The organism is Mesorhizobium sp. M5C.F.Ca.IN.020.32.2.1, assembly GCF_004023105.1.
Classification (GTDB): Bacteria; Pseudomonadota; Alphaproteobacteria; order Rhizobiales; family Rhizobiaceae; genus Mesorhizobium; species Mesorhizobium wenxiniae.
The window spans coordinates 1-4,081 of sequence record NZ_RZSX01000599.1; the positions used below are offsets into that span (position 1 = coordinate 1).

At 62.8% G+C, this 4,081-nt stretch carries 3 protein-coding genes and 1 pseudogene; 3 read left to right on the plus strand and 1 reads right to left on the minus strand.

Features of this window, described 5'->3' with window-relative positions; genetic code table 11:
• A pseudogene (locus tag EOA86_RS25100) lies at positions 1-521 on the plus strand (hypothetical protein); the annotation flags it as partial.
• Between the two features lie 2 nt (positions 522-523).
• Here the strand turns inward: EOA86_RS25100 and EOA86_RS25105 are convergent.
• On the minus strand, positions 524-1,237 hold the full coding sequence (locus tag EOA86_RS25105; protein WP_127209660.1) for a transcriptional regulator NanR: 714 nt from the start codon (positions 1,235-1,237) through the stop codon (positions 524-526).
• Between the two features lie 143 nt (positions 1,238-1,380).
• Here EOA86_RS25105 and oiaX point away from each other — a divergent pair, with 143 nt between their 5' ends.
• Together oiaX and EOA86_RS25115 are read left to right on the plus strand one after the other, a co-directional pair.
• Positions 1,381-2,631 (plus strand): 3-oxo-isoapionate-4-phosphate decarboxylase OiaX, encoded by a 1,251-nt coding sequence (oiaX, locus tag EOA86_RS25110; protein ID WP_128344135.1) that lies wholly within the window; start codon positions 1,381-1,383, stop codon positions 2,629-2,631.
• 4 nt (positions 2,632-2,635) lie between these two features.
• Positions 2,636-3,970, plus strand: a complete 1,335-nt coding sequence (locus EOA86_RS25115; RefSeq protein ID WP_128344137.1) for a four-carbon acid sugar kinase family protein — start codon at positions 2,636-2,638, stop codon at positions 3,968-3,970.
• The last annotated feature ends 111 nt before the right edge of the window (positions 3,971-4,081 follow it).

Genomic DNA, 4,081 nt, shown 5'->3' on the forward strand with positions numbered 1-4,081 from the left:
CTGCATCGGTGCGGGCAATCTTCGGGCCAAAACACTACCGGATCGGCCCGTCGACCATCGCCATGCGGCAGAACCCCTATGGCGGTGCGACCAAGGCCAATCCGCACCGTCAGCGCATCGCCATGGCCGACCGGGATCCTCGCCATGCCGGCATGTTCGCGGCAGCATGGACGATCGGCTATGCCGCGCGCGTCGCCCCGGCCGGGCTGGAGATGCTCACGCTGTCCAGCTTCACCGGACCGTTCGGCGTGCTGGCGGCATCCGGGGAACCCGTCGGCGAAGGTGAACCCCGGCCGATTTTCGAGGCTATCAAGGGTCTTTGCGAACTGGCCGGCTTCAGGCACATAGCGGCGAGGACTAGCGATGAGACGCGGGTGCTCACGCTGGCCGGCCGTTCTCCCGCGGGCCAGACCGTCATGTGGCTGGCGAATCTGACGGCGAGCGAAGTGACGGTTGATATTTCCGGGTTCGAACGACGCCACCTTGTGATGCCGCCTTACGCGATCACCCGGAGCCGGTGAAATCAGTTGCCGGAATTCATCACATAGAGCGCGCGCGAGCGCTCGAGGTGCTTGATCATCGCCTTCTCGGCTGCGTCCGCATCCTTCTGCTCGATGCGCCCGATGATCTCTTCGTGCTCGGTCAGCGTGAAGTTTTCCTTGCCGGTCCAGATCAGCATCTCGGTGTGATATTCCTTCAGCCAGCCAAGCATCGCTTCGCTGACCGCGACATAAATCGGGTTGCCGGATATTGCCGCGATCTGGGTATGAAACTTCATGTCGGCGGATATGAAGGCCTCGGAATCGCCGCGAAAGCTCCGCTGTTCGGCAACGGTGGCCCGCAGCCGCTGAACGTCCTCTGCTGTGGCCTTTTCGGCGGCCTGCCTGACCATGCCGCGCTCGAAGAAGATGCGGGCGTTCTTGAGGTGCTCCAGCGTGTCCTTCGATGACGACAGGATGATCTTGGCCGCGCCGTCGACCTGTTTGATGATCGACTTGGCAGTCAGCTGAAGCACTTTCGCCCGCTCGCCATGCGAGATCGCGACGAGACCCATATTGCTCAACGCCTGCATCGCTTCGCGGATCGCCGGCCTGCCGACCTCGAAGCGCTCCATCAGTTCGCGCTCCGACGGCATGTCGTCGCCTGGCTGCAATTCGCCACTGGTAATCAGGCGCTTCAGCCTCAAAAACACTTCGTCGGAAAGCTTGCGCCGGACGATCGGCTCCGAACGGTTCATCGTCGCGAATCACTCCTTGACCGGTGTCTATTTAGCATTGTCACCCACGATTCCCAGAATGCCTTTCCGGGCAGGATATCGCTTGCAATACTTATGTACTCATTATACCAGATTTCGAAGATCAGGGAAATTTTTTTCGAACTATGATCACCCTCACCTATCGCATCGAGACCTCGGCGAGCATCGAGGCGCTGGCGGCCAAGATCGCCAGCGATCAGTCGACCGGAACCTTCGTCGCGCTGCCCGGCGAGACCGAAGAGCTCAAGGCGCGGGTGGCTGCACGCGTCCTGACGATACGGCATCTGCCGGACGCCGATCGCTCGTCCCTTCCCGAAACCGGTGACGGGCCTTTCAGGCGCGCGGATGTCGACATCGCGTTTCCATTGGATGCCATCGGTACCGATCTTTCGGCGCTGATGACCATCGCCATCGGTGGCGCCTATTCGATCAAGGGCCTGTCCGGCATCCGCGTCGTCGACATGAAGCTGCCGGATGAGTATCGCAGCGCCCATCCGGGTCCGCAATTCGGCGCCACCGGCAGCCGCCGACTGACCGGCGTGGAGAACCGCCCGATCATCGGGACGATCGTCAAGCCGGCGCTCGGGCTTCGACCGCGCGAAACGGCGGAGATGGTGGGTGAGCTGATCGCGGCCGGCGTCGATTTCATCAAGGACGACGAGAAGCTGATGAGCCCGGCCTATTCGCCCCTGTCGGAACGGGTGAAGGCGATCATGCCGCTCGTCCTAGACCATGAGCAGAAGACTGGTAAAAAGGTCATGTATGCCTTCGGCATCTCGCATGCCGATCCTGACGAGATGATGCGCAACCACGATCTGGTGGCGAAGGCCGGCGGCAATTGCGCTGTGGTCAACATCAACTCCGTCGGCTTCGGCGGCATGGCTTTCCTCAGAAAGCGCTCCAGCCTGGTGATCCAGGCCCACCGCAACGGCTGGGACATTCTCACCCGTCACCCCGGGCTTGGCATGGATTTCAAGGTCTGGCAGCAGTTCTGGCGGCTGCTCGGCGTCGATCAATTCCAGATCAATGGCATCGCCTCGAAATATTGGGAGCCGGACTGGTCATTCGTCGAATCCTTCAAGGCGGTGACCACGCCGATCTTTTCGCCGGATGATTGCGCGTTGCCGGTCGCCGGCTCCGGCCAGTGGGGCGGACAGGCCCCCGAAACCTACCGGCGAACCGGCCGAACGGTCGATCTTCTCTATCTCTGCGGCGGCGGCATCGTCAGCCATCCGGACGGGCCGGGTGCCGGCGTGCGCGCGGTGCAGCAAGCCTGGCAGGCGGCGGTCGATAATATCCCGCTGGCGGAGTTCGCCCTGACCCATCCCGAATTGGCGCGGTCGATCGAGAAATTCGGCGACGGCAAAGCAGCCTGACCCCATGCAAAATCTGCTTCTCAGCTACTATGGCGATGATCTCACCGGCTCGACCGACGTCATGGAGGCGCTCGAGCTCGGCGGTGTGCCGACCGTGCTGTTCATGCGCCAGCCGGACAAGGCCCTGCTTTCGCGGTTCAGGCATTGCCGTGCCATCGGCCTGGCCGGTACCAGCCGCAGCGAGACGCCGCAGTGGATGGACACGCATCTGCGGGGCGCCTTGGCCTGGCTGAAGACCCTGAACGCCGAGATCTGCCACTACAAGGTCTGCTCGACTTTCGATTCCAGCCCAACGATCGGCAGCATCGGCCGGGCGATCGAGATTGGCCGCTCGGTTTTCAGCCAGGAAAGCGTGCCGCTGGTGATCGGCGCGCCGCAGCTCAAGCGCTACACCGCCTTCGGCCATCTGTTCGCGACCTACCGCGACAAATATTTCCGTATCGATCGCCATCCCGTGATGAGCCGCCATCCGACCACGCCGATGGATGAATCCGATTTGCTGATCCATCTGTCGCGCCAGACAGACCTCACCTCGGGGCTGGTCGACCTCGCGACGCTGCAGTCAGCGTTCCGATCGGAAGTGTTCGATCGGCTGACCGAAAATGGCAGCGATATCGTGCTTTTGGACGTCGACAGCCGCGAGACTCAGGCGCTTGCCGGCAAGGAGATATGGCGCGTTCGCACGCCGGGCGGCTATTTCGTCGTCGGCTCCTCCGGGATCGAATATGCGCTGCTGGCCGAATGGGCGTCGAACCATACCGTCAGTGCCGAGTCCAGCTTTTCGCCTCCGGGCGCGGCCGACCGGATCGCGGTGGTCTCGGGCAGTTGTTCGCCGACAACGGAACGACAGATCCGGCATGCTTTGACGGACGGTTTCGACGGGATCGAGGTGGACCCTGTCGAACTGGTCTCAGAGGATTCCGACAAGGCGATCGCTCGTGCGGCAGCAAGCGGTCGCGCCAGTCTGGAGGCCGGGCGCAGCGTCGTCCTCTACACGGCGCTTGGACCAGCAGCCGACCGCGGCGCCGAAATCGACCGGCAGGCAGGCGCCCGCCACAAGCTTGGCCGCGGCCTCGGCGAACTTCTTCGCGAGCTGACGATCGAACAAAAGTTGCAGCGCGTGGTCATCGCCGGCGGCGACACGTCGAGCCATGCACTCGGCCAGATGGGCGTCGATGCGCTGACGGTGCGGATGCCGCTGCCCGCCTCACCAGGTTCGCCGCTCTGCGTCGCCCACTCGCGCGTCAAGACGATCGATGGGCTGGAAGTTGCGCTCAAGGGCGGACAGGTAGGAACCGATCGCTATTTCTGCGACATTCGCGATGGGCTCGGTGATTGACAGGAGGCGCGCTGGATTTTCCTGATCTCACGACTTCTTGAACACTGCGCGGTTACCAACGCACGATGCCTGTCCCACATAAGCCGCCGTATGCGTAGCGGCGGGGCGGGG